This is a genomic window from Actinocatenispora rupis (assembly GCF_016861975.1).
GTDB lineage: Bacteria > Actinomycetota > Actinomycetes > Mycobacteriales > Micromonosporaceae > Actinocatenispora > Actinocatenispora rupis.
In genome coordinates this window covers 165,425-187,542 of record NZ_BOMB01000024.1, presented here as the reverse complement: position 1 = coordinate 187,542, position 22,118 = coordinate 165,425, and the positions used below count along the sequence as shown (strand labels likewise).

General features: G+C 72.2%; 1 protein-coding gene (cut by a window edge). It reads right to left on the bottom strand.

Translation table 11 applies throughout. The features are described from left to right. Nucleotides 1-22,118, bottom strand: partial view of a DUF6528 family protein gene (locus Aru02nite_RS22015; RefSeq protein WP_203660675.1) — the 5' portion only. It extends 96,598 nt beyond the left edge of the window; only the first 22,118 of its 118,716 coding nucleotides appear in the window; it begins with the start codon at nucleotides 22,116-22,118; its stop codon lies off the left edge, out of view.

Below are 22,118 nucleotides of genomic sequence, written 5' to 3'. Positions count from 1 at the left end.
TTCTGCCAGGCGATCTCCATCTGCCGCGTGATCTGGTTGGCCAGCTTGTTCGCGAGCCGCATCCGCCCGCCGGTCACCTCGACCTGGATGCTGATGAAGGTCGCCTTCATCTCGTGCCAGGTCCGACCGTCATCGGTCACGACGTCGATCTCGGAACGGACGTCACGCTGCACGCCCTTGCGGATCACCGTGGCCGACACGTCCATGCTGAGGCGGGTGATGCCCTCAAGCCGGGACGCCAGATACAGCTCGCCGCCCAGACCGTCGATGGCGCTGAGGACCTTTCCCAGCTCCTTGAGGGTGTCGTCGATCTGCTCATCGGTCATGGGCTGACCGTCGGCCGTGCGTCCGAGGTAGTACTCCGGCGGCACGTTGCCCAGGTAGTCCTCAAGCTCCTGCGCCGTCTGCCGCCACTTGTGCCCGCCGATGCCCTCGAACTCCGGGTTCTCGGCAAGTACCCGGTTCATGACGGACCTGACGGTTGCGAACCGGATCTCCCGGCCAGCGAGGTAGCGCGCGAGCCGTTGCTGGTGCGGGGTGAGCACCATCCGGGAAACGACCCAGCCGACGCTGGTGTTCGCGTCCTCCAGCCATTGCTCGCGAACGTGCAACTCCGCAACGCGCAGGGTGATGTCGGCGTTGTCGGCGTGCGCCCTGACCCTGGTCTGCCTCATCCAGAAGTTCGTCCGGGCCACCGCCTGCTCGGTGGCGATCGACCGTCCCGGCGCGGTCCCGACGAACTCGTCCGCCTCCCGCTCGGCTTCAGGCTCGCCCTTGCCTTGGGCGACGTACTCCCGCGCCTTCGCGGTGCGCAGCGTTGCAACGGCCTCCTCGTACGCCGAGCGGAACCTGTTGACCACGGCGGCCGTGGCGGCCTCGACGACAGCGGGCTGGTTGTCGCTCCGCTCGAACTCGTCGACGACCGCGCGAACCTCTGCGGGCAGCATTGCCGCCGTGAACGGGCCCGCCGAGAGCACCGGTGTCGCCGGACGGGACGGAGCGGCCGGACGCGGCGGCGTAGCAACCGATCGCGCGACGACCTGCCCGGGCGTGGGAGACGGAGCCTGGCCGTTGCCGGCAACGCGGGCGACGAAGTCAGCCGGGTCGGCAGCCTTCGAACGCACCCGACGGATCCATGCCTCGACCGGCGCAACGGCCTGCCGCGCCAAGCGGCCATGGATCGCGTCCGACGCGAGGTGCTCGGCCAGCTCGCCTTCCGCAGCGCTGTCCGGCTGGCTCGGCGACGTGTCCTCGCCGAGTTGGCTCAGCCGCTCGTTCCACCAGTGCTTGCGCTCGCCCTCGACCTGCTTGGCGAACGCCTCACGGTACCGGCGGAGAACGACGTTGCGTGCGTCTTCGACCGGGCCACCGATCTGGGCGATGTCGTCGAGGATTCGCTGGACCTCGTCCGGCACGGTGATCGGCTCGTCGGCCACCGCCGTCGGGGCGGCGGCAGCCGTGGTCGTCGGCTTCGGCGTGGTAGAACGCGCCGGTGCGGCCGGGCGGGCCGGGTTCTTCGGCAGCGCGGGACGCGGCGGAGCCTGAGTGATGACGGTGGGGCCGAAGTCGACCTCGTTGCCGTCGTCGTCCCGTGCCCGCAGCGCCGTGAGCTCGCGCTCGGCGACCGGGTGCGCCCCGTTCGGGAACGCCACGACGACACGCGGCCGATGGCCGTTGATCCGGGTACGCCAGGCGACGTCGAGCTGGTTCTGGATCTGGTCGGCCAGATCGGGCTTCACGTGGGTCTCGCCGTCGCTGACCGCGACCTGCTTCCGCGGACCGGCGGTCTTCACCTCGTACCAGACGGTGTCGTCATCGGTGAGGACGTCGACGTCGACGATGACGGACCGCGGCTCTCCGTTACGCATGACGACGGCGTTGTAGGTTTCGCCGAGCCGGCTGATGTTGTCCAGGCTCGCCGCGAACCGGATCTCGCCGGTCAGGCCGAGGCAGTTACCGATGACACTCGTCAACTGGTACTCGGCGAGCACGGCTTTCCGGTAGGCCGGCGCCTCGTCCTGTGCGCCGAACTGCGTCGCCTCGCGCTCCAGGGCGCGCGTCGCCGAATCGAGCCGCAGCCGGAGCGCGGCGATACCGGGCACGTCCTGGCTGTCCAGCTTCCGAAACTCCTTGACGGCCTGCTGGTGCAGCGAGCGTGCACGCCGCAGCGCCTTCGTCGCCTTCTCCTGCGCCTTGGCGACATCGTCGGGCGACGGATCCGAGAGCGGGGTCGGCGCCGACTGGCGGTCCTTGCGGGGGCGGTTGCTCGGCGGTTCTTGATCGTTGCGGGCGACGCGCAGGACGAAGTCGTCGTTGGCGGCGGCGGCCCTGCGATCCACCCGGCGCACCCAGGCAACAGTCTGATCCGCGGCCTGACGCAGGCTCTGTGTCAGGCCGCGGTCGCTCTGGGCGTACGTCAGCGCCTCGGCACCCGCCCGCTCCGCGGCGTCCTCCGTGCCCGCGTACGCGGCGAGCTTGTTGTCCGCGTAGTTCTCGTACCCGCTGGTCGCCGCGGTGCGCGCGCGCTCCTGGAACAGGTCCACCACGACCTGTTGGGCCTCGGCCACCCCGTGGGAACCGCGGGACGCGAGCTCGTCGAGGACCTGTCGCACGGCGTCCGGGATCGGGAACTCGCGTTCCGGCAGGGCCGGCCATCCCGAGGGACCGCTGGGCGTGCCGAGGCGTACCCAGTCGGTGGGCGGCGTCTCCCACTGCTCGGACGGCGTGTAGGACAGGTTGCCGTCGGGGCGGCGCCAGATCATGTAGCCGTCGGCCGGGAACGTCGGCAGCATGCTGTCCGACGCCTGGTCGATCACCATGAAGCGGCCGTCCGGGTCGAGGAACCCGGGGCCGGTCGCGCCGCCGACCTCGACGCCGAGCACCTCGACCGCGCGGTCGAGGATGTCGGCCGTGAAGCAGCCGAGCAGCGGGACCCGTACGGTCTCCGGCGTGAGCGAGCTGGCCCGGATCGCCTCGTCCAGGGCCGGTTTGAGTCCGGCGAACAGCTCGGCCGGCGGCACCCACGCCCGACCGACCAGGACCAGGCCGTCCTGGTGGTGGAACGAGACGAACAGTTCGCCCGGCGTGCCGTCGACGTTCGCGGCGTAGGCGGCCTCGTCGGTGCCCGGGGCGTGCAGCGACCAACCGACGACGGCGCCGTCCCGCTCGACACGGCCGTTCTCCGCGACGGTCTGCACGTGCTGCACCGCACGCTCGCCGGTGAACACCGGCCGACCGTCCGGGCCGAACCGCGGGGCCGGGTCGGACTGCGGCGGCGTCGTGTCCAGGTCGGCGGGCACCGGGTCGCCCTGGCGCTGCAGCGCGTTCGCGATGATCTCGCCCGGGGTCTCGCGGCCCGGTACCGCCGCCGACAGGTTCGGCAGCGGCAGGTGAACGCGCGGCGGACCCTCGACGCGGAGCCGGGCGTCCGGGATCTCGACGCCGTGCTCGTCGGTGATCCGCAACGACTCCAGCGCGATCTTCGCGATCGGATGGATACCGTTGACGTAGTGCTCGACGACCTGGGCGCCGTTCCGCCAGGCCAGTTGCAGCTGCCGTTCCGCCTGGTCCCGCAGGTACGGCGTGAGTTCGAACCGGCCGTCGACGAGGACGACCTGGGTCTCCACGAGGGTCGCCTTGACCTCGTGCCAGGTCCGTCCGCCGTCGCTGACCAGGTCGATCTTCGACGTGACCACGTCCTCTTCGCCGTCCTGGACGACGACGGTGGCCACACTCATCTCGACCGCATGGATGTCCGGCAGTGTTCGCGCCACGGCCAGCTCGCCGAGGATCCCGCTCAGCTGGCTGTTCACCCGGTTCATCGTCGTCAGGATGCGAACCGCGCCGTCGTCGCTCAGCGGCTGCCCGTCCGGAGACTCACCCACCAGGTACGAGGCGTGAAGGCCGTTGACCACCTCGGCCAACGAGTCCCGGGACGACGCCCAGTGGTGGGCCCCCCGCTCGATCAGCTCCGGGCGATCGGTCAGCAGGGCCGTGATCTGTTCGTCCGCCATCCGCAGCCGCGCCTGCACGCGCTGGATCAGGCGAATGGCGGCCTGTGGGGCGGCCGGCAGCGACGCCAGGCCCGGGGGCAGCGTCTGGCCGTGCTCCAGCGCGAAGTCGAAGACGTACCGCTCGGCCAGGCGCAGGACGAAGTCCGAACCGTCCAGGACGGCACGCGCCCGCTGCTCGTCGAGCCTCTGGTTGGCCAGGTCCTTCGCCAGCTGTGCCATCCGGTCGGCGGTGGACTGCTGCCGCACGTACGCACTCCACCGGCGGCCGACCTCGGCGGGATCCTCGCGCGTCGGGGCCTGCTCCACCCCGTCGAGGAAGTCCTCCCGGACGAGCTTGACGGCGTGCCACCGTTCCAGCGCGAACACGGCGACGATCTGCTTCTTCGCGTACTCGATGACAAGCCGCGAGTGGCCGCTGCGCTCGATCTCGTCGACGACCAGCTGCAGCTCCGGCGGAAGCTCCTCGTCGACGATCGTCGCATCGGCCCCGGTCGCCTCGTCCGGCTGGCGCCACGCGTCGGCGACCTTCTTGACGTTCTTGTTGTTGCGCGCCACCCGCTCGACGAAGTCGTCGCCGTTCTGCTCGGCCAGTCTGCGGGCGTTCGTCACCCACTTGATGACCTGCGTGGTGGCCCGGTCCAGGATGTCGGCGGTGATCTCGGGTGACCGCACCTTCTCGGCGGCGGTCCGCTTCGCCTCCTCGGGCGAGGCGCCGGCCCCGGCGGCCCGCTTGACCTCGCCCTTGTACCGGCCACGGACAAGGTTCTCGATCGACCGGTGGTAGACCCCGCGCAGGATCTCCTGGGCCTTCTCGACCGGCCCGTCCGTGGATCGGGCGATCTCGTCCAGGATCTGCTGGACCCCGTCCGTCACCGGGAAGTCGCCGACCTCCGGCAGCGCCGGCTCGGACGAGCTGCCGAGCACCAGCTCGCCGGCCGGTCCCTCGGCCCAGCGCGGCGGCGCCGCGAGGTCGGGGACCCAGGCGCCGCGCACTCCGCCGTTTCCGGCGTAGGGCAGTTCCTGACCGTCACTGCCCCGGATCAGCCGCCATCCGTTGCTGCCGTGCAACCCGGCGCTCGCGCTGGCGCGCTGGGAGGGCGCGAACACGATCTCGCGACCGTCTGGCGTGATGCCGAGGACACCGAGCGGCGCGAGGGTGTCCATCCCGGCGTACCGGCCGATGATGCGCTGCGCGGCGTCCGGTCCGACACCGAGGTCACAGCCGGCGAGCTTGAGCACCCGGCCGGCAGCGCCGATCCGGACCACGTGACCGGCCGAGGTGCCGACACCGGCGGTCAACCGGCGGATCGCCTCACCGAACTCGGCGAGCCCGATGTTGCGCCCGTTCACCTCGACGTAGTTCTCGTGGCCGTGCGCGACGACGGTGAACACCGACCGCGCCGCGCCGTCGGGAGTGACGACGGACAGTCCCCGAGTCGCCATCCGCCCCGCGAACGTCGCGGCCTCGGCCGGGCCGGTGAAGAAGACGACGTCCGGATGACCGTCGAGTACGAGGGCGTTGTCGATCGCCCACTGGACCGCGGCCTCACCGGACGGCAGGTCGGCGACCGCGTCGAACGCCGCGGCGTGGTGCTGCGCGGGCTGGCCGTTGACGTACCCCTGCCAGGTGCCGTCGGGCGCCGTGCGGCCGGGCACCTGCGAGGAGACCGCCTCGTAGTGCCCGACGGGGTTGAGGTGGATCGTCTCGGTGGCGCCGACGACCAGCCGGCCCGGCATGGCGGCCGACAGGGCACGCGCCAGCCCGACGCCACGGTCGACGTTCAGCTTGATCGGCCGGGAGTCGGTGCCCAGCACCTGTTGCAGACCGCGGGCGAGCTGCTCGACCGTGACGACCCGCCCCGCCACGACGGGGAACCCGTTGGCTACGCCGTCGACGTCGACCGTCACGTACCCCTGGACAGGGCGGAAGAGAGCGGCGAACTCGCCCCGGGTCGGCGATCCCGGGGTGCGCTGCTCGGGCGGCACCACCGTCCCGACGAAGAGGCCCGCCCCGTGGGGGAGGGCGTGGGCGTGGGCAACGACATGGGTAACCGCATCCATGTCGGGCAATGCCGGTGCCACCGCGACGTTGTCCGCGGCCCGTGGCTGGTCCGCCGTCGTCGGCGCGGACTGGTCGGGTCGCAGCACCAGTCTGGTACGCACCGCAACGGCCTTGAGCGCGTCCGTGCCGACGTCGGGCCGCGGCAGCGGGTAGACCGAACTACTTCCGCTGTACCGGATCTCGTACGGCGTGGGGAAGTCCGGTGAGCCGAACGGCACCTTGGACGCGCGGACCAGCAGGTCCCGGATCCAGGGGTCGCCGGCACCAAGGCGGTTGAGGTCGCTCTGGTACCGCGCGGCCAACTCGCCGAGCGGGGTGCCCGGCGTGAAGACGACCTCGCCCCCCGGCCCGGTACCCACGCCCGCCGAAGCCGCGTCGGCGAACCCGAACCCGAGGTCGTACGCCACGTCCTGGTCCGGGAGTGCCGAGGTCGTGACATCCACCGCCGTGACGCCCGCCCAGCGACCCAGTTCGACGAGGGCGCCGAGGACCGGTCCGGACGCGCTGCTGTGCGCACCCGGGGGAAGAAGGATCTCGTCGACGAGCAGCGTGTCGTTCGTGAAGCGGAACCGTGCGCGCCCGGGTTCCGCGCCGTCCCCGACGATCGCCAGCTCGACGCCGAGGGTGTCCGTCCCCGGCAGCAACCTCGCCGGCGCCAGCCGGAACCCACCCGGCCGGAGGCCCGCCACCGCGCCCGCCAGCGCCTGCCCCACGGCGTTCCATCCATCGGGCGCGGCCGACCGTGGATCCCGCAGCGCGGCAGAGACCGCGTCTGCGGCGGTCGTCGCAGGGACAGCGGCAAGGGCGTGCTGGATCTTCGCGGTGAGCCAGTCGGCCGCCGCCCAGCCGAGATCCGCCACGTCCCGGTCCAGCCACGGGGCGGTCAGATAGTGGAACACGTTCGAGGCGTCGACGTCGACGGACCGGCCGTCCGCCGTCGTCACCCTGAGCCATGCAACGGAACGGTTCTCCGCCTGTCGCCCGGGGATGACCGGACCGTGGACCTCGACCCCGCTGACGCCAGGGATCTCACCCGGTGAGTTCAGCGCGGCGACGGCCCAGTCGAACACCTCGTGCGCGCGACGAACCATCTCCGGCTCGCCAGCGCCCAGCGAGACGAACCAGACGTCGCTGGTGTCGTATCCGCGCGCTCGAAGAACCTGCAGAAACTCGTCGAGATACTCCGCGCCCTTGTCCGCGCCCTGCATGAAGTGACCGCTGTGGTCGAGCATGACGAACGGCTTGCCGGGCACGGCATAGAACTCGCCGGCGGCCAGGACCTCACGGGCAAGCGACGAGTGCGCGTGGCCCTTCACACCCTGAGCGCGCTCCTCAGGGGTCACGCTCTTCCAGTTCCGGCTCTCCGGGGTGGCGTGGACCGCCTGCCGCGGGTCGACGGTGAACATCATCCGGCCCTGGAACGGCGTACCGCCGGCGTCGACGATCTCCCCATCCCTGACGAGGACCGCGGTGCGCGCGAGGTCGTCCGGGTTGGTGAGGTAGACGATGTTGTTGACGGGATCGGTGTCGAGGTCCTCCTGGCTGATGCGCACCGGCACCGGGAACCGGCGAACCCGGTCGCCGACCACCGTCACCCGGGCACGCGCCACCGGCTGGCCGGCCGCGTCGTACGTCGGGCTGGTCGGGCGGATGTGTTCCAGCCCGGACGCGACCGACGCGTCGATCTCCGGGATCCGCACCTGGAGCGGTCTGGGCTGCCCGTTCACCAGGTTCTCGGGCCAGGACGCCGCGTCCACCATCTGCTGGACGTGCCAACGGATCGCGGTCAGCGCGCCGGGGTCCAGGTCCCGCAGGCCCCGAGCGAGCTCGACCGGTACCGGGAAGATCCACGTCCGGCCGTCCGGGTCGAGGCCCAACGGCGTGCCGTCGGGGATGCCGGGCCCAACCACCGGGGTGAGGGCCGCTTCCTTGACGGGTGCCGCCCCCATCACGCCGCTCATCAGCGGCGACGACGGCTGGATGGTCGGGGGCTCGGCGAGCTTCGGGAAGTAGAAGTCGCGGGCCTGCTTCAGGGCGGCATCGACGTCCGGCATGCCGCCTTCGGGCAGCCCGTCCTTCCGCCACGCCTCCTGCAGGTACTGCTCGGTAAGCCTGCGCTGGGTGAAGGAACCCTGCCTGCCCTCGGGCTTGAAGATCCGTGCCGCGACACGAGCCAGCTCGGCATTGATCGCCGCGGCGTTGCCCGGAGGCGTCGCCTGCTGCTCCTCGATCAGCAGCTTCAGGTCGGCCAGACGCTGCTTGTCGCGAGTGGTCAGCTTGAACGCGTTGCCGTTGTGCCCCAACGCATCCGACGCCTGAGCCTGACCGGAGAACGCGGCGGTCCAGCGCTTGAACCGACCCACCGCGTTGTCGGCCTCGACCTTCTGGAAGATCAGCGTCCGCGTCACCAGGCGGTGCAGCGCGGCGGGATCGTTGAGCACGGTGTCGTTGACCGTGACGGTCGGCACCGAAGTGCCGTCCAGCGGGGTGTCGGTGAAGACCGGTTCGGTGGCCCAGTTCCGCGCCAGGCCAGGAGCATCGCGGCCCTCGACGAATCCACGGAACGCCACGGGCGCTGCCCCCGGCCGGGTCACCATGACAAGGCCGGGATCGTCGGGGTGCGGTGCGGCCTGCGCTCCCGGTACGAAGGTGAGTGCGTGCTGCACGACCGTGAGCAGCGGTGCGTACTGCGGCTTCGGCGGCGTGCCGATGTGCGGCGTGGCTGCGCTGGGGATGGCGGACGCCGAGACGTATCCGCTGGCGGGGAGGACCATCACGTCCCCGTCGCCGGCCGGACCGGCTTCCGCGGACGTCTGGTCGGCCAGGTCCAGGATGTCGTTCCAGCCGGCGTTCTGGCCGACGAAGCCGGTCGCCGGCAGGGCAAACCAGCTGCCGTCGGGACGCAGCACCTGGAAGAAGCCGAGCCGTCCCGGCTGCTTGTTCGCGCTGGTCCCAGAGTTCTCCGCGACGTCGACCTGCGAGCGCTGGCCCGCGGCGCCGTCGCCCCAGATCGTCTGGGTCGCCGCGACAACCGTGCGCCCGGGTGCGGCAAGCCACCCTGCCTGCGGATCCCGCCGCCCGACGGATGTGGCGTCGCACGACCACAACAGCACCCGGTCGGGCAGCTGCACCAGATCGGCCAGCCGGGGCAGGACGCGCGCGAACTGCTCCCACGGAATCACGACCGCGCCGGGCTTCGACGCGGCAGGGCTCTTTCGCCAGACCTCCAGACCCTCCGGCGTGCCGTGTCCGCCCAGCAGACCCCAGTCCATGCCCAGGTCCAGCGGGCTCAGGTTCGTCGGCTGGGCCCTTGGCTCGTACTTGCCGAAGAACTGACCGCCGGTAGGAACGGCGGCGAAGACCTCCCGCAGCAGGCCCTCGACGTCGTCGTCGGTCATGGTGCTGGCCAGCGGGGCCGGCCTTTCGGCGTGCCAGACGGGCGCCGCCGGGATGTCGGACGACGACAGCGACACGTCCTGGAGCGCGTCCGCCGGGATGCCGGCCCAGTACATCGGGACGACGACGTGCCGAGGCTGGCCGTTCAGCATGAGGCCCGCCGGAAGGACCATCGCGTCGACCGGGTCACCGGACGGCTGGGCCACACTCGTCGACCAGTATCCGTCGCCGCGCCGCCACAGGATGGTGTCGCGCGGCCCGGCCGGTCCCTGGGTACGCCAGAGCAGCGCACCGTCCTGGTCCCAGTGCAGCGAACCGGCACCCATCCCGAGCCCGGTCACCAGACCGGCGTTCGCCGCCAGCCAGTCACGGTTGTCTCGCACCGCCTCGACCCCGGCGCGGACGGCATCGAGGGCCCAGCCGATCTCCGCCAGCCGCCCCCGGAAGGACGTCTCCGCCTCGCGTACGCGTTTCGCAAGGTCGTCGGCGGCGCGAATCGACCCGGCGCGTCGGGTCAGGTCCTGGGCAAGCCCGCTCATCAGGTCGGGCAGGGTGCGCAGGCGCTTGGCGGCTCCCCAGACCACCGCCGCCCCTGTACCGCGGTCCGGCCGGGTACCCACACCTCGAACCAGGTCGTGGTTCTCCAGCCCTTCGACCAGACCGACGAGTCGGGGGAAGTCGGTGGCGAACGTGCCGTCCGAGGCGACCAGGTCGTTCAACACCGTCGCGATCCGCGTGAACTGCTCAGCGACCGCGGCCGGGTCCGCACCCTGTGCCGATCCGACCGCCTGCCCGATCCCGTCGAGCGCCGCGCCGATCTCGTCCACCGCCCGCGCCAGGCGGGCCGGCAGGCCCGTCGACTCCGCCGTCCCGAACTCCGCGACCCGTCCCGCGACCGCGGCGGTGGCAGCTTGGGCAAGCTGGACCAGTCCAGTGACCTCCGACGCGGCCGGACCCCAGTCCGCGCTGTCGGCCCACCACGTGTTCGGCTCGGCGACAGGTGCCACAGTGGCCGGGGTGGACGGAACGGAGGAGTCGGCCCAGCTACGGACGTCGGCGATGGCGTTGGCGAGCTGGTTGCGCACCTCCGGAAGCTGGAAGCCCGTGACGTCGTCGAGCCACGCCGGAAGGTTCGCGGAGCCACCCGCCTCCAGCAGGCCGACGCCCCGCTGTACCTCCTCAAGGAAGTCGTCGAGGCCGTAGCTCGCCTCACCGACCCGCTGCATCGGGAAGCTCAGCGAACCCTGCTGGTCCCACAGTTCAAGCTGGTCGTTCAGCACGCCGAGCCGCCCACGCAGACCCTGCCCGACGCGGGCGACCTGCTGCCAGGCGGCGACCGCCGCCTGCTGCGCGTCGGCCGACCCGGACCCCGCGTACTGCCCGGTGGCGTCCACCGCCGAGGTGACGGCCTGGTTGAACGCGTCGGCGAACGTGGAGCCGCCGCGCAACAGACCCGCGATCCCCGGCCGCGACGAGTACGACGGGGCCGGGGCGAGCGTCGGTGCCACCCGCACGTTGAGACCCGGCGCGATCGCCTCGACCGCGGCGACGACCCGACCGGCGTCGGGCCCCTCAAGCAACGCCTCGTACCGCTCCTGGAGGTCCGTCGTCTCGTCCGGCTGGTCGCTGTCCCGGAACAGCTCGGCGATCGCCCGCGCCAGATCCGCCGCCGATGGGGGAACGGGCTCGGCCGGCGTGTTCTGCGTGGCCGACTGGGTCGACGCCGCAGGCCGCGCGGTGTCGGCGGCGTCGAGCTGGTCGGCCAGGTCCAGGATGTCGTTCCAGCCGGCGAGCTGCCCCGCCCGCCCCGATACCGGCAGCACGAACCACGAGCCGTCCGGCCGGACGACGTGGAACACACCCGAACGCCCGGTCGTACGGTCTGCCGACCCGTACTCCGGGAGCCCTATGCTCTTGCCGTCCTCGTTGAAGCCCACAACCTCGGTACTGCCGACGATCGTGCGCCCCAGCGCTGCCGCGAACGGACCGAACGAGTGCCCCTGCTGGCCGACCGAGGCCGACTCGCACGCGGCCACCACGACACGGTCCGTCAGGTCGACGAGGTCGGCCAGCCGCGGCAGCACCCGGGCCAGCTGCGCCCAGGAGACCACCACCACCTGCGGGTTCTGGTCGGGACCGGGAGCGGGCGGGTACCCGACAAGCCCAATGCCGCCGGCAGTGCGGGAGCCGTGCGACTCGATCCAGGTCCAGCCCGATCCGAGCCGGACGTCGCTCTTGCTCGTGAACTCGTCGAACGGGCTGAACAGCTGCGCCCCGTCGGGATGCGGTACGAACGCGTGCCGGAGCAGGTCCTCGACCTGGTCGTCCGACAGACCGCTCTCGCGCGTCGGCCGCTGGTTCTCCGCCGGTGAGAACACCGGCGGACCGGTCACCTCCGCCGACCACAGGTCGATGTCGTGCAGGAGCTGCGGATCACCGTCCGCAGCGGTTCGCGGCACCAGTCGAGGGCGGGGGACTCCCCCGATCATCAGCTCAGCCGGCAGGATCCGGGCCTGGATGATCTCGCCGGTCTCCGGCGAACGCACCGGAACCCACCAGTGCGCGTCCGGCGCGCGTGCCACGACCGTGAGCCCGGCCACCAGGACGGGAGTTCCGTCCGTCTCTTGCCACGTGAGCGCTCCGCCCGGGACGCCGAGGCCCATCCAGTCGTCGACGCTGGTTGTCAGCCAGTCCTGGTGGCGGTCGATCCCCTCGGTCAGGGCCGCCTGCAGGGCACCTCTGACCGCGTCGACGGACCCGGAGACCTCCCGAATCTGGCGTGCGGCCGGGATCACCACCTCCCGCACGTCGTTCGATCGGACGTTGCCGTCGGCCGCCGACATCCGGTCCGCAAGAGCCGTGAGCTGCTCCGCGTACCGACGTGCGTCGGTCGCTTGCCCGCGCAGGAGGTCGGTCGCCCCCAGCAGTGGAGTCTCGTTCGAGCCCGGCCCCTTGATCGTTGCCAAGCGCGGGGGTACGAAACCGGGGCCGGCAAGGTAGTCGATCATCTTGGCGACCCGTGGAAGGTCGGTCGCGAAGTCGCTGCCCGGACCGATGAGCCCGTCGAGGGTCGCCGCGGCTGCTTCGACCTTCGCGGCCCACTCGCGCAGGTGGTCCGCCAACGCAACCACGCCGTCAGCGTCCGGATCCAGCCTCCCGGCGCCCAGTTCCATGATGTCGAACGTGCTGTCGCCCAGGGCGCGGACGACGCCGTGAAGGCCATCGGTCGCCGCGGTCATCGCCTCGAACGCGCGCTCCAAGCGGTCGAGCAGGTTCCCGGGCTCGCGACCGCCGAGCTCCGCCAACCACTGGAGAGCCATCGCGCGTGCCGCCGCGTGGAACCGCTCCAACTGAACCTGACGGGCCGAGTCCGGCGCCCACGTCGGATGGCTGTGCCACCATGGCGCGTCCGGCGCGGAAGAGGTGTCGGCGGCCGGCGCGGCGTCACCTTCGGGCGACGCCACGGTTGGCGAGTCCTGCTTCGTCGGCACGGCAGTCTTTGCCGGGGCGGCCGCCTTCGTCGGCGCGGTCAGCTTGTGCAGCCGCGCTTCGGTGAGCCGCTGGAGTTCCGGTGCCGCGAGCGCACTGGACTCGTACCGGTCGAACACGGTGATCAGGAACCGAAGGCTGTGCGGATCCAGGTGTTCGATCACCTCCGCGAAGCGGTTCTGTGCCTCGATCCGCTCCGCCGCGCCCTTCGCGTCCCGCGCGTACAGCGCGGCGATCGTGATGGCCACGCGCTCGTCGACGTCGCCGGGGCTCATCTCCCGACCGTCCAGCAACTTCTCCGGCATGGCCCACGGCGCCTGCGCGAGCTCCGCCGACGCGTGCCGGACCATCGCCTCGGCGGCAGCCAACATCAGGCTGAAGCCCGTCGCTCCGCTGGCGGCCAAGTCGCGCATCAGCTCGGGCAGCGTCGCCACCGTACGGCTGCCGGACTCCCACACTCCGTCCGACGCGTACGAACCCTCGGTGTTGCTCGGCACCATGAACTTCAGCCCGGCCGGCGAGACCGCCAGGCCGGCCATCGGAAGGCTCTGGCTCACCGCGGCGGTGGCCGCCCGCATCGCCTGCTGAACGGCTGCCGCCTGCTCCGGCTCAAGGTCCGCCGTCGCACGACGCGGCGCCGACGGCCGCTTCCCCGTCACAACACCGATCTGCTTGCGTACCGGCGGGGCCAACGCCGGCGCCGTCCCGGCCAGCGCATCTGCGAGCTCGGCCAGCTGCGTCGGATCCAGCCGCGGGAGCAGATCCGTGAACCGGCTCCTGATCTCGGTACGCACGGCCCGGGCCGGGTGTCGGCGGAACAGCTCGGCCAGTCCTCGAGCAACCGCCAACTCGGCGTCGCCTGGCAACGGCGTTCGCCCCGACGCCAGATCACCGGGCGCCGCCGGCCGCTGATCCGGCAGCACCGCCAGGGCGTGCCGGATCATCGCCTCGGCGACGTCCACCATGAGCGTGACGCCCGACGTGCCGGCCGCGGCCAGGTCCCGCATCATCGCAGGCAACGAGCCCACCGGGATGAGCTCGGTCGCGAAACGTCCACCGACCCGGAACGTGTACTCCCCAGAGTCGGTGCGCTTCAGCACCGACACGGCCGACGCCCCCGCCAGCACCGCCGGCAGCGCGTGGAGCATCTGCTCCCACACCGCCAGCAGTTGCGCCGGCTCCACCGGAGCGACCTGATCCACAGCAGGTTCGGCAGCGGCGGCCGGCGGAGCGACCACCGTGGTGTCGGACGGCGCGGTCGGTGACCGCGGTTCGGCGGGCTTCGGCGCCGGTTGCTCCGTCGTGGGCTCGGTGGCCGGGGCCGCGGCGGCGGCCCATCCCTCGTCGGGCTCGGCGCCGACCTGGGGGTCCTCGACGGCGCTGCGGCCGACACCACCCAACTGGGCCAGCCGCTCGTCGATCTCCTGCTGCGTCAACGGCCCCCGGTCACCGTCCTCCCCGGCAGGGACGAGGTGCCGTTGGGCCAGGGCGCGCAGAACCGGAGGCGCCTTCGGGTCGAGCATGGCGGCGACCCGGTCCGGCGTGATCAGGCCGATCTCCGGTGGCAGCGACACAGCCATCTGGACGACCTTGCGGACCTGCTCCGCGGTGATCGTGGACACCTGGTCCGTCTCCGGCACCAGCGGCACCTGCGACGTCTCCTCGGGTGCCTCGGCCGCCGGAGCCATCGCGGGATCGGTCCGGTCCGGCGCCTGCGCAGCCGGGGTCTCCGCGGCCGGTGTCTCCGCGGGGTCCGCTGCGGCGGCGTCCGGCTCCACCGGACCAGTCCGAGGTACGAGGACGGTGCCGAGCCGGTCCGCCACGAACTGCTGCATCTGGCGGAACCAGAGCCGGACGATCGCGTCGTGCGTGGCCGGATCTTCCGGCAGTTGCTCGGGGAACAGGAAGATCGCCGGGTCGCCCGGTGCCTGCTCCCAGCCCGTGCCGTTCCACACAAGGTCCGGCAGCCCCACGTACGGCTGGCCCGGCTTGAGCGGCGGCCGGTCCGGGCTGAGGTCGTGCCGGTCGACGAGAACGGCCGTCTCCAGCTGTGTCCCGTTCGGCAGCGTGAGTAGGAGGGTCTTGCTCGCCGGGTCGAACGGCACCGGCTCGCCGTCCGCCCCGTTGACGAGGTCGCTGATGAGCCGGTCCGCCGCGGTCTCGACGGCCGACGACTGGGGCTTCCACGCCGACGTGTACGTGTCGTGAGCGGGCAGCGCGGCTGGCGCCGGCGCGCGCCGCACCGTACCGACGCGCGTGAGCGTGCTCGGCTGCGCGGGCGCCGAAGCCGGGCCAGGCTCCTGGGTAGGCGCGGCGGGGTCGGCGCCCTGCTCGGGCGCCGCCGGGGCCGGGGCCTGGGCGGCCATGGCCTGCTCCAGCAACCAGGTCAGCGCTTCCATCTGCTGCGCCTGCTCCGCCCGTGCCGCCTCGATGTGCTCCGGGTCGGCGGTTGGTCGCAGCGTGACGTGCTTGTGGATGCCGGCGGCGAGCTCGCTCACCTGGGGTGCGGTGAGCCGGTGCCGGTCGCTGACCATGATCCGTACCGGACCCTGCGGCGTGCCGGCGCCGACGGTGCCGAACCGCACCTCCGGGTACTCGACCCGCACGGTCACCGGCAACCCCGGTACCACGACGATCTCGACGGGGACCTTGAGCCCGTCCTTGAAGACGAACGTGCCCGAGTCGAGCGTGCCCTCGTGGTTCTGGAGCAGCGTCGCGTACGTCTGCTTCGGGGTGTACGGCCTCAGCGCCGCCTTGATGGCACTGGTCGCGGCGTTGGTGTCCGGCGGTGGCGGCGTGTTGAGTCGGCGCTCCTCGGCCAGCCGTTCGAGCCGCTGCAGTTCCCGCTGTTCGGCGCGCTGACGGTCCCGCTCGGCCTGCTGCTCGTCGGCCTCGCGCTGGCGTTCTGCCTCGGCCTGCTGCCGCTGCAGGTCCTTGTCGAATCCGTACAACGACCAGAGCTGCGCCTGTACCAGGGACAGGACGAGGTCGTGCAACTCGGTGGGGTCGGTCCGGTTGAGCCCCCTGTTGACGGTGATGTCGAAGACCGGGCGGGGCACCCCGTCCGCATCGGTGATGATGCTGATCGTCGGCACGACCAGGACACCGTCGGGCAGCAGTTCCGATCCGATGCGCACCCGGACCGCGTGCCCGTTCGGCATGACGACCACCGTCGTACCGTCTGCGCCCTGCTGGACGCCGCGGATCGCGGTGTTCGGGTCGGTGGGCAGCTCGCCGTTGTGCAGTTCGTCGACGACCTGCCGGACCGCCGTGGCGACCCGCTGCTGCTGCCGCTGTCCGTGCCCGAACCCGCGGACCCCGGGGCGCCGCCCGGTCGGCGAGTCGGGATGGCCGTGGTTGGTGTCGACGACCGGGTTCGGGTCGGTCTGCGCGTACGCCCCGACGACGGCGCGGTAGAGCCGGGTCGCAAGGCTGCTCGGCGGCGTGTTCTGGCTGAACGTGTTGTCGACGTTGACCTGGATCGGCGTCGGCGTCTGACCGGCCTCGGCCTGCGCGGTCGTACGCGGCGGGACGGTGTAGGTGGTCGTTCCGTTCGTCGCGTCCGGCGTGAACTGGAACGTGTGCTGCGTGCCCCCGGCGAACGTGATGCGCCACAGCCCCGGTTCAAGCTCCTCAGCGTCCTGGATCAGCGGGAACGCGTTCGGGTTGACGAGGCGGCCGAGCGCCTGCCGGATCAGCGGCGGCATCTCGCCCTGCGGCACGTGGTACCGGCGGGAGCCGTCCGCGTCGGTGGGCGTGTCCGTGCCGAGGTCGCTGATGTGCGAACCACCGGGGCGCCGGTGCGGTGGGCTCACGCCGGCGGCTCGGAACAGCTTGTTCGTGGCCTCCTGGTCGGGGGTGAGGGGCTTCGGCGCGCCCGACGGGATGCTCTCGACCGTGCCGGTGCGCTCCGGCAGGGCGGTCTGCTCGGCGGCCGCCCCATCGGCCGGCGCCCCCGCGGACCCGACCTCGTCAGTACCCCTGACGACCAGCTCTCCGCCCGTCCTCGGACCGCCGCCCAACAGGTCGTCGAGCGACACCCCGGTCGTCGGCTCCGGCTCCTTGAACGCCAGGCCCGGCCCGTCCGCGCCGCGCTGACGCGGAGGCGCGGGCCGCGGCCCGTCGGTGCCACGCGGACTGCTCGGCCGAGGGGTGGTGGTCCTCGCAGGCGGCGGATCCTTGATCTCCGGACCCGCGTCGAACGTCCTCGCTTCTGCGGTCTCCGGCGGTCGCGGCGGCTCAAGGGAGGTCGCCGCCTGGTCCAACGCGTCGAACACCGCGCCCTCGGCCGCCCCGACCGGCAGGCGCGGATCGACCTCCACCTCGATCGGCTTGGACAGCATGACGCCGTCCTGATCGGCGGCGCGCGCCGGGACGGTGGCCCGGGCGCCCACGCCGTCGGGCTGCTCCTTCCAGGTGACCGTCACCTCGGCGACCTGCTCGCCCCCTTGCGGATCCCGGAACAGGCCGACCGCCCGTCCCTCGCCGCGGGGCAGCAGCCCGGCCACGCCACGGGTGGTCTGGGGCGGCCGGGTGGCCAGTCCGTGCGACACGTTGCCGATGACGTCGTCGGTACTGCGGTCGGTCGGTTCCGCCGTCCGCGTGCTGTCGTCCTTCGCCTCGACCGTCTGTGCGTCGACGCGTGGCCCCGTGGAGTTCGGGAACGCCTCGTACCGCTGGTGCAGCCAGCGCTCGGCCTGCCGTACGGCGACCTCGTGTTCGGTGGCGGGCGCCAGGTGGCCGCCGACCTCGTCGAGCGCCGCCCCGGCCTCCTGCGTGGGGTGCGCGCTGCGCGGGTCGAGCGTGACCTTCGTCGGGCCGGACGGCACCGCCTTGCCGTCGACGTACTTCATCGGTGGGTGTTCGACGAGTGCGCCGGCGCCGTCGACCTCGCCCCAGGTCACCGACAGCTCGGCGGTCGTGCCGTTCTTGAACTGCACCGCGACGACGCCGTCGCCCTCCGACTGGACGGTCTCCGCCGACTCGCTCGCCGAGAACCTCCCGGCGTCGGCGAACGCCTGACCGGCCGAGCGCTTCGGAAGATGAGTGATCGGGCTTTCGCGGGGCTGGAACCCTTCGCTGCTGACCGGCACGCTGCTGGCCGGCTCGGTGGTGCCCTCCAGTTCACCGAACCGCGCGTGGTCCGCCCGTACGTCGCCGAGGTCGACCGGCTCGGGGCCCTTGGCGCGCGGAGCCGGCCGCGGCGCCTCGGGGGCGGGTCGCGGCTCCGGTGGCGTCGTGCGCAGCTCCGCCGGACCGGTACGGTCCACCGCGCCAAGGGCCTCGGTCCACGCATCGTGTGCCTGACCGAGGACGCGCTCCGGCGGCACCGTCGTACCAGGGCGGTTGAGCAGGGCGTTCGCGAACTGCGTGCCGTGCGCCGCGTCGAAGACCTGGCGGCCCGCCTGCTCCAGGGCGGTGTCGCCGCGGCTCTGACCGAACCTGTTCAGCGCGTCGGACAGTTGGCGACCGCGGTTGGCCAGCTCGGTCAGCGCAGCGGGCCGCTCCCCCGGCGGCGTGTCCGGGCCGAACGCGCGGTCGACCAGCTCCGGCAGCCCCTCGACCAGCTGTGCCGGGGAACCGAGCGCTGGCGGCGGCGACGCCTGCGGCATCGCCCGACCGATCTCGTTGAGTGCGCCGCGCAGGTGGTCGCCGATCGCGCCGTCGCCCTCCCGCGGGTCGACGGTCACGTCGATCGTGCCGGTGGGCTGCCCGTCGACCTGTTCGGGCAGGTGCACCACCGCGCCGACGTCCCCGGTCAGCGGCGCGGTACGGACCTGTACCTCCACCGTGCCCGTCGGGTAGTCGACGACGATGCGCCCGCCGTCGCGCGGCTCCACGGCCGTGTACGAGTCGCCGGGCGTCGTGTCGGTGGCCGGCCGCGGCTGCAGGTCGGGCAGTACGCCGTCGAGCGGCCGGGTCACGTCGGTACGGGCACGCACCGGGTCGCCCGACACCTGGACGACCTGGGCCGGCCGGCTCGGGTTGCTGACGGTGTGGACGTCGCGCGGGCCGACCTCCAACTGCCCCGGCCCCTGCTCGCCCTGCCACGCGACCGGCTCGCCGCGGGCCGGCTCGACAGTCGGTCCGTCCGGCGCGTACTGACCGATGCGGGAGTTGTCGGCGACCTCTCGGATCGTGTCAGGCAACGTCGCATCCGGCGCCTCGAACCCGAGCTGCCGCATCAGCTCGCCGCCGCCGTCGACGTCCTTGCTCTCGGACAGCCTCGACAGGTCGTTGTGCAGGTCCTCCGGCTTCTTCAGGACCGTGTTGCCGTCCGAGTCCCGGTAGGTGAGGAGGTCGTTGACCGCCTTCGTCAGCGCCGGATCGGCATCCGGATCGCGGGTGACCTCCGTGTACAGGTCGCGGGCGGAGTTCTGCAGGTCGCCGCGGGCGGCACCGGACGCGTCGGTCCGCATGCCGTCGGCCGGCAGCCGGTCCAGCATCCGCCCGACCGCGTCGGTCTCCGGCGGCTGCAGGCGCGCTGCCTGGTCGGCGGCCTCCTGCCGGGCCGCGGCCTGGTGGATGTCGCTGCTCCACCGCCCGATCTCCGAGTCGGTCGGTCCGGTACGCATACCGTCCGGTCCCGGCGTCTGCGTGTACTGGAAGACGCCGTTCGCGTCCGGCACCGTGTACTGCAGCCGGACCGCGGTGACCAGGCCGGAGTCGTACTGCTCCGGGTGCTGCAAGATGTGGTCGACGCGCGAGCGGTCCAACGGCGGCGCGGTGTCGAGCGCACGTGCAACCTGCGGCGCGTACCGGTCCGGGATCGCGTTGGGCCGGTCGAACGCCGAGTCGCCGCGCGGCAGCTCCGGCCGGGAGAAGTCCGGCGCGGGTGGTGTGGCGGGGCCGTCCGGCCCGGGCGCGCCTGGCGCTTGGGGCGTGCCGTCGGGCCCGGGTCCACCAGGCGCTCCGCCAGCGCCGGGCTGATGGCCCGGTGCCGCACCGCCGTCGCCGGGCAGGGCCGGCTGACTGGAATCCCCACCACCCGGTACGACGGGGCCACCACTCGGGGTCGACGGGCCGCCACCCTGAACGGCGGGAGCCGGATTGCCGAGTCCCGACGGTGCGGCGGCCGTGGCCGCGTCGTGGGCGGCCGGAGCCGCTGGCGTGCCCGAGTCGCCACCGCCGGGCGGCTGGCTGTAGTCGGGCCCCTGCGGCCGACCGGTCCCGTACGGGTCGAGCGCCTGCTGCCCGCCCTCCTGCCGGACCGGTGGCGGCGGCGGGTTCTTCGGGTCGTACGGCACCGGTTGGTGCGCACCGTCGGATCCCTGCGTACCGGGCTCGACCCGGACGTATCGCGGGTCGCCGGGCTGGGGACGGCCCTGGTTGGGCTGCCCCTGGTTCGGCTGGTTCGGTTGGTTCGGCTGGTTGGGCGACCGCGTGTCGGGCGGCGGCTGGTCCGGCGGACGCTGGTCCGGCGGCGGCTGGTTCGGCGGCGGGTTACCCGGCGGCAGGCTGTTCGGCGGCTGGTTCGGCGGCTGCTGGTTGGGCGGCGGTTGCGGGAAGGGCATCGACTGCCCGGCCGCGTCGACCCGCCCCTGGCCAGCCGGCGAATCCCAGATCGCACCCTGGACGTCGCTGACAACGACGCGGATCGGGCCGTCCTTCGTGCCCAGCTCCGACAGAATGCCGGCGCTGCCGTCCTTGAACCGGACGACACCGTCTACCTGGCCGATCCGCGCGCTCCGATCGACCATGTGCACGCGCGTGCCCTGGTTGTCGAAGCTCATGCTCATGTTGGCGTGGTCGAACCGGAGCGTGTGCAGACCACCGAGTACTCCACCGAACAGCGCGCCGCTCGCCGCGCCGTGCGTGATGTCGTCGCCCCAGTTCTGCGGGTTGCCGGTCTTCATCCAGTCGAGGGCGTCGGTCAGGGCCGCACCGGCGCCACCGCCCACCGCGCCGCCCATCGCACCGAAGACCATGCCCTGTCCGGCCGCGCCGGCGGCCGCGCCCATGACCGCACCGCCCACGATCGCCTTGCCGACCTGCTCGAAGTGCATCTGCGACAACGGCACGGCACCGGTGGCCAGGGCGTCCACCCGGGCGATGATCGACGGGGCGGCCATGTAACCCGCGCCGAACGCCGCTCCCCACAGCATCCGGTGGCCAAGGTTCTCGGCCATTCCGTGGAACGTCGCGTCCACGAGCCCGCGAGCGCCGGTACGGATCCCCGACTCGTAGATGATGCGGGCGGCCATGTCCTCGGCGGTCTCGGCGGCGCCACTCCGGGCGACACTTGCCCCGCCGCGGACAGCGAGGGCGCGCCCACCTTCCTCGGTCAGGTGCCGGAAGAGCTGGCGCTCCATGATGGTCTGGAACTCGCGACGCATCGACATCGCGCCACGGCGGGCAACCCGGGCCACCACCTTGGGCGCGACGCGCTTGGCCATGAACGGGATGTTGCGGCGGGCGACCGCCTTGAAGGCGTCGCTCCCGAGGTACTTTCCGAACTCCTTCTGGGTCAGGGTCCGCGCGCCTCGGCGCGCCACCACCCGCACTGGCGCGGTCTTGATGGTCTTGACGAGGTTGCCGAGGATCCGGGGCAGGTTCCGGCCGAGAATCTCCATCGCTTCCCGCAGCCCGGCCCGGAACTGCAGCTTCGCGATGTTGGTGATCGCGGCGCGGAACGCGTTTCCGATGGTGGTGGAGAACTCGGCGATCGCGCCGCCGATGCCGGCGCCACCGAAGATCGAGCCGACAACGGTGCAGATGGCGATGACCGCCATGACCAGCTCGACGCCGAGCATGACGAGGCCCAGCATGACCGCGATCTCGTCGGTGACGAGTTCGAGGCCGAGCCCGGCGGTCGACTCCTCCAGCCCTGCGGCGAGTTCGGAGAGGGAGGCGGTCGCGTCGAGGTAGTCGCTGAAGTTCGACTCCCAGATACCGGACGACTCACTCGCCCAGGTCCCGGACAGGTCGGAGTACGCCTGGGCGACGACCTTGTTGTACGCGTCGATCGACGCGAGCAGCTCGCCCCACGCGTCGCTGAGTCGGTACGCGTCGGCCGAGTCCATCTTCGGGACCTTGCCGATCAGCTTCTCGCCGATCCAGCTGTGCGCACCGGGAATCCACGGCTCGACCTCGGTGTCGACCCAGGTCATGAACTCGTGCAGATAGTGGGCGAATGAGTAGCTGCCGTCGTCACTCAT